Consider the following 6,394-nt stretch of genomic DNA (forward strand, 5'->3'; position numbering starts at 1 on the left):
TGCTCCTCTCTTACGCTTCTTGCTCTGTTGTTTCGTCTTCAATACCTAATTCTTTTTTAATCCAGTCATAACCTTCAGCTTCTAGACGTTGTGCAAGCTCAGGGCCACCAGATTTAACGATACGACCGTTCATCATAACGTGAACGAAGTCTGGAGTGATGTAGTTTAATAAACGTTGGTAATGCGTAATCATTAGGCAACCGAACTCTTCGCCGCGCATTTGGTTAATACCTTTAGATACAACTTTTAATGCATCGATATCAAGACCTGAGTCGATTTCGTCTAAGATTGCGATTTTTGGCTCAATCATCATTAATTGAAGAATTTCGTTACGTTTTTTCTCTCCACCAGAGAAACCTTCGTTTAAGTAACGTTGTGCCATTTCTGGATCCATTTCTAGGAATTCCATGTTTTTATCTAATGTACGGATAAATTTCATAAGAGAAATTTCATCGCCTTCTTCACGACGTGCGTTAATTGCAGAACGTAAGAAGTCAGCGTTTGTTACTCCGCTAATTTCACTTGGATATTGCATTGCTAGGAATAGACCTGCTTGTGCGCGCTCGTCTACTTCCATTTCTAATACATCTTCACCGTCGATGATGATGCTACCTTCTGTTACTTCATACTTTGGGTGACCCATAATTGCAGAAGATAAAGTTGATTTACCTGTTCCGTTAGGTCCCATAATTGCGTGGATTTCTCCACCCTTTACTTCAAGGTTTACACCTTTTAAAATTTCTTTGCCATCAATTGATACGTGTAAGTCTTTAACCGTTAATGTAGAACCAGCCATCTCAATACCTCCATTAATCCTCTATATACATTTTAAAAATTCCTAAAACGTTCATATTCTCATTTTATTCTCATTCTAATTTTATATCAAATAAAATGATATCGCAAACGACGAAAAAAAGTAACAGTTTTTTCACAAATGTATATAAGTATTTCCCTTACATCTTTATATGATACACCTTTCTTCTTATTTATATAAAGAAAAAAGGACTGGGAAATTACCAGTCCTTTCCTTATATTTATTCACTTACTGGAAGTACAGCACCTTTATATTCTTTATTAATAAAATCTTGAATTTCTTTTGAATGCAGTACTTCTACTAGCTCTTTAATTTCTTTTTTCTTCTCGTCACCTTTACGAACTGCAATAATATTCGCATACGGAGAGTCTGATCCTTCAATCGCAATTGCATCCTTTGTTGGATTTAATTTCGCATCAATTGCATAGTTTGAATTAATGAATAAAGCATCGCCTTCATTATTTTCATACAGCTTTGGTGACAATCCAGGCTCTACATCTGTTTTAAACTTTAAGTCTTTCGGATTTTCTACAACATCTTTTACTGTTGCTTTAACAACATCTACACCATCTTTTAATTTAATAACGCCGCCTTTTTGTAATAATGCGAGCATACGGCCACGCTCCGCTACGTTATTACTCATAATAACAGTCCCGCCATCTGGCAAATCTTTTAAGCTTTTATATTTCTTAGAATAAATGCCCATTGGCTCTAAATGGATTTTTCCTGCGTTTACAATTTTATATCCCTTTTCTTGAATTTCTTTATCTAAGTAAGGAATGTGCTGGAAATAGTTCGCATCAATTTCTTTATCCGCCAATGCTTTATTCGGCAACACATAATCTTGGAATTTTTTAATCTCTAATTTAATACCTTTTTTCTCTAATATCGGCTGTGCCTTTTCTAAAATAACAGCGTGCGGCACGTTAGAAGCACCTACAACAAGCTTATTCTCCTCTTTCCCCCCGCAAGCAGCTAATGTAAATACAGATAGTGCTGTAACAACTGACAATAGAATCTTTTTCATATGATGTCCCCTTCTCCCCAATAGTTATGTAGTTATAAAAAGGGCCGGCATACACCAGCCCTTTGCAGCAATTATTCTTTTACAGGAACAACCGCTCCTTTATATTCTTTGTTAATAAAGTCTTCAATTTCTTTAGAATGTAATACTTCTACAAGAGCCTTGATCTCTTTTTTATCTTTATCACCTTTACGAACAGCTACTACGTTTGCGTACGGTGAATCATTTCCTTCAATTGCAATTGCATCTTTTTCTGGATTTAACTTCGCATCAATTGCATAGTTCGAATTAATTAAAACAGCGTCGCCCTCTTTATTGTTATACACTTGTGGTAATAAACCAGGCTCAATATCCGTTTTGAATTTTAAGTTTTTTGGGTTATCCGCAATATCTTTTGGAGTTGCTTTAACTGGATCTACCCCGTCTTTAATTTTTAAAATACCTTCTTTTTGTAAAATTGCTAAACCACGTCCATGGTCAGCAACAGAATTACTCATAATAATTGTCGCCCCGTCTGGAAGTTCTTTTAAACTCTTATATTTTTGAGAATATACACCAATTGGCTCTAAATGAATTTTTCCTGCTACTTCAAAATCATATTTTTTATCTTTTATTTCTTTTTCTAAATACGGAATGTGCTGGAAGTAGTTTGCATCTAAATCCTTATCCGCTAACGATTTATTCGGCAACACGTAGTCTTGGAATTTTTTCACTTCTAATTCAATTCCTTTTTTCTCAAGTAACGGTTTTGCCTTTTCTAAAATAACAGCGTGCGGTACGTTAGAAGCACCTACAACAAGTTTCTTTTCATCTTTATCTTTCCCGCCACAAGCCGCTAACCCAAAAATTGAAGTTGAAATAAGTGCTGTAAGTAATAATTTTTTCATTTGAAACATCCTCCCGTTTTTCATTATCGTTTATCTATTCGAGTCGTTACACTATCACCAATCCACTGAATGAAAAATACAACTAGTAATACACAAATTGTCGCAACGATCGTTACATCGTTATTTCCTCGTTGGAATCCTTCTAAATAAGCAAGTGTTCCAAGACCGCCAGCACCAACAACTCCCGCCATTGCTGTATAGCCTACTAAAGCAATTGTCGTAACCGTAATACCAGATACTAATGCTGGTAACGATTCTGGAATTAACACTTTCAAAATAATTGTGCTTGTTTTTGCTCCCATCGCTTTTGAAGCTTCGATTACACCTTTATCAATTTCACGAAGTGCAATTTCAACCATTCTTGCATAAAATGGTGCCGCTCCAATAATTAAAGCCGGAAGTGCTGCACTCGCTCCAAGAATTGTTCCAAGCAAGATCTTTGTGAATGGGATTAATAAAATAATTAAAATGATGAACGGTATTGAACGAAAAATGTTTACGAACGCTCCAATCGCCGTGTTAACCGTCTTGTTTTCCCATAAATTGTCTTTCGCTGTCATAAAGAGTAACAATCCTAAAATTAGTCCTAAAACAAATGTGGCAAGAGCTGCGATTGCCGTCATATATAACGTTTCACCAGTTGCTTCTAACATTTGATTCCAATCAACATTTGTGAGTAACTTATCCATGTGCAATCACCTCCAGCTCTACTTGATCTTGATGTATTCCCTCTATTGCTTGCTGAATCGCTGTTTCCTCACCATTTAAATGGACAACTAAACTACCGTAAGAACCGTTATTCGTTTGTGCGATATTTCCTTGCAAAATGCTAACTTCTATATCACTGCGCTGCATCAATCTTTGAAGTACTGGTCTTTCTACAGCCTCACCGATAAACTGCAAACGAACTACTTTACCATCTGGATATTTTTCAATTAAACTTTCAATCGTTTCATTTGTATCTTCAGAATCCGTTAACTGCTGTACAAATCGTTTCGTAATATCTTTCTGCGGATTACGGAATACATCAAGTACTGGACCCGTTTCTACAATCTTTCCTCTCTCCATTACCGCTACTCGATTACAAATTTTTCGAATCACGTGCATCTCGTGTGTAATGAGTACAATTGTTAAACCGAGACGCTTATTAATATCTAATAATAAATCTAAAATTTGATCTGTCGTTTCTGGATCAAGAGCTGATGTTGCTTCATCACATAAAAGCACTTGCGGATTGTTAGCTAACGCTCTTGCAATACCAACGCGTTGCTTTTGTCCTCCGCTTAGCTGAGATGGATACGCGTCTCCTCTTCCTTCTAAACCAACAAGATGAATTAACTCATCAACACGTTTTCTTCTTTTCGCCTTATCGACACCTGCAATTTCAAGTGGGAACTCGATATTTTCACGTACAGTTCGTGACCAAAGTAAATTGAAGTGCTGAAAAATCATTCCAATTTCTTGCCTTGCCTTACGAAGCTCACTTCCTGTAATAGCTGAAATGACACGATTTGCAATTGTAATTTGGCCTGAAGTTGGTTTTTCTAGCTGATTGAATAATCTGATTAACGAACTTTTCCCAGCGCCACTATATCCGATAACACCAAATATTTCGCCTTTCTCTATTTTTAAATTGGCATTATCTACAGCAGTGACATCACCGCTTTTTGCTTTATATATTTTCTTTACATTTTCTAACAAGATCATGATGTTCACCCCTTTTTTGTTTGGATCGACTCCGCAATTTTTTTATGTTTAATGCGTGTAGTCCACCGTTATCACTACTTTTATTATTTGAATGTCCTCCACATTCAAACAATAAAAAAACCTTTCCGCTTTAGAGAAGCAGAAAGGTTTATATGCGTATATAACAACATTATCCCTCTCTCTCATCTCTCAAAGCATTTGCTTTGCAGGAATTGGCACCATTTCAACATAAGTTGACGGTTGCCGGGCTTCACAGGGCACAGTCCCTCCACCTCTCTTGATAAGAGAAATCAGATTACATTTTCGTCTGATTTGTAATTTATGAAATTGTCTATATTTTATGAATTGAATTGTATCAATATCCACACACCATGTCAACAGAAATTTTCGTAAAAAACGAAACTTCAGAATTTTAAGCACCTACTGACATCGGTTTACATATATGAAACATCGATTCAATTAATAACATCGTTCGATACGTTCCCGAATATTGTATACGTCCATCGTTCATTAACGTTTGCAATCGTACATGGCCATTCACCAATTGTTTTACATCTTCTTCATCTACACAAATAATTTGCTCCGTTCCTCTTTCCTCATGTAGCAACTCTATATAATCTTTTGAAATTTGTAACGAACAACTTTCATCTCCAAAGCGGAAATTAACAGTTTTTTCTCCTTGTCTTAAAAGCGGCTCTAAATGATATTGACCATTAGCGTAATTTACAAATGATTGCAGCAAAGAATATAATTTCACCCTAAATCACATCCTTCATATCACTTTCTATTACACATACCATTCCCTCTCACTAAAGAGCAATCCTGTTACTTTCGCTCGACAAATACTGTAATCACCCTGCATCTCGACATATTTCCCGAGAAATATGTCGAGGCGGCAAAAACTTTGCCGCCTACTTTAATTCCGTATATAAATATTCAACCGAATGAAATGCATATATCTTTTTCATGAGTGTCCCATTTTCAAAAACAAGTAAACACGGTACACTTTCGATTCCATACTCTTTCGCTAAATGCGGAGCATAATTTAAATCTAACATTCCAATTTGGAGGTCTTCAATTGTCATCTCAACGACTGTTAACATCTTTTTTGCTAATTGGCATGTTCCACACATTGGGGTATATACATATAACACTGTTTTTTCTTCGTTCTCTATTAGGGCTGTTGCTTCGGCTCCTGTCCAGTCAATCACTTCTATCATTCCTTACCGTAAATATTCTGTATAAACGTCAATGTCAGCTCCCCATAATACATTTGCTAAGTGTGAAGATGGCGCAGTTGCCACTTCTCGGTACGAGCGATCAATATAAATATGCTCTGCTTGCGGAAATTCTTTTCGAAACTGTTTCCTTAACTTTTCTCCAGCATCATCAGCATCCACTAGTACATACACTTCCTTATCAAAAAACTGATCAATGAGCTCATCCATTTTCGACAAACCAATTGTACCATTTGTACAAACAATTTCCACCGGTTCACGAATAATAGATTCAATCTTTCTTCTATCTGATTTACCTTCTACAATAATGACCTTTTCTACATAAATCATATGTCATCACCCGATCACCATATACTATACAACCTTTAACTTAGTATATAGTATATTCGTTATTTTCATGTTGTTTCCTGTTTATTTTTGCAAAAGAAAAGCGCAAGCGGCTCGTTCAGATTGTGAGGGGGATGGAGCTTCTGACGTAAAGGCGCTTTTTGCCTTGCAGGAGGAAGCGAAGCCACCGAACAATCTAGCCGCCTGGAGCTGGATTATAAAGAAAAGCGGAACCGACTGTTTAGCCCTGTTGGCTAAGGTTCTTTCGCACAGAAGACGCTTTTTGTCTTCTCGTGCGGAAGGCTCTTAGACATGAAGGGCTAGGAGGTGGAGCTGGACAACGAAAAGCACAAATAGCGGCTCGTTCAGAACAGGAGTGAAATGACCGACTGTTCTA

The 6,394-nt window shown here is 36.7% G+C and carries 8 protein-coding genes and 1 riboswitch; all 8 genes read right to left on the reverse strand.

Annotated features, from left to right (window positions below; genetic code table 11):
- Positions 1-10 precede the first annotated feature (10 nt).
- Positions 11-796 (reverse strand): Fe-S cluster assembly ATPase SufC, encoded by a 786-nt coding sequence (sufC, locus tag KI369_RS16550; protein ID WP_000929163.1) that lies wholly within the window; start codon positions 794-796, stop codon positions 11-13.
- Positions 797-1,034: 238 nt separating this feature from the next.
- Positions 1,035-1,841 (reverse strand): MetQ/NlpA family ABC transporter substrate-binding protein, encoded by an 807-nt coding sequence (metQ, locus tag KI369_RS16555; RefSeq protein ID WP_212956666.1) that lies wholly within the window; start codon positions 1,839-1,841, stop codon positions 1,035-1,037.
- Positions 1,842-1,912: 71 nt separating this feature from the next.
- Positions 1,913-2,725, reverse strand: coding sequence for a MetQ/NlpA family ABC transporter substrate-binding protein (metQ, locus tag KI369_RS16560; protein WP_212956667.1), 813 nt, complete (start codon positions 2,723-2,725; stop codon positions 1,913-1,915).
- Between the two features lie 23 nt (positions 2,726-2,748).
- Positions 2,749-3,414, reverse strand: coding sequence for a methionine ABC transporter permease (locus tag KI369_RS16565; protein WP_212956668.1), 666 nt, complete (start codon positions 3,412-3,414; stop codon positions 2,749-2,751).
- Entirely contained in the window at positions 3,407-4,432 is a 1,026-nt protein-coding gene (locus KI369_RS16570; RefSeq protein WP_212956669.1) for a methionine ABC transporter ATP-binding protein, read from the reverse strand. Before KI369_RS16570 ends, KI369_RS16565 begins: the two co-directional genes overlap by 8 nt.
- Before the next feature lie 179 nt (positions 4,433-4,611).
- A riboswitch (SAM riboswitch) is annotated at positions 4,612-4,719 on the reverse strand.
- 125 nt (positions 4,720-4,844) lie between these two features.
- Positions 4,845-5,189, reverse strand: a complete 345-nt coding sequence (locus KI369_RS16575) for a hypothetical protein (protein WP_212956670.1) — start codon at positions 5,187-5,189, stop codon at positions 4,845-4,847.
- A gap of 154 nt (positions 5,190-5,343) precedes the next feature.
- Entirely contained in the window at positions 5,344-5,652 is a 309-nt protein-coding gene (locus KI369_RS16580; RefSeq protein WP_076541789.1) for a thioredoxin family protein, read from the reverse strand.
- A gap of 3 nt (positions 5,653-5,655) precedes the next feature.
- Positions 5,656-6,000: a toprim domain-containing protein gene (locus KI369_RS16585; protein WP_000640866.1), complete on the reverse strand. Its 345-nt coding sequence runs from the start codon at positions 5,998-6,000 to the stop codon at positions 5,656-5,658.
- Between the last annotated feature and the right edge of the window lie 394 nt (positions 6,001-6,394).

The sequence above is a fragment of the Bacillus sanguinis genome (assembly GCF_018332475.1).
Classification (GTDB): Bacteria; Bacillota; Bacilli; order Bacillales; family Bacillaceae_G; genus Bacillus_A; species Bacillus_A sanguinis.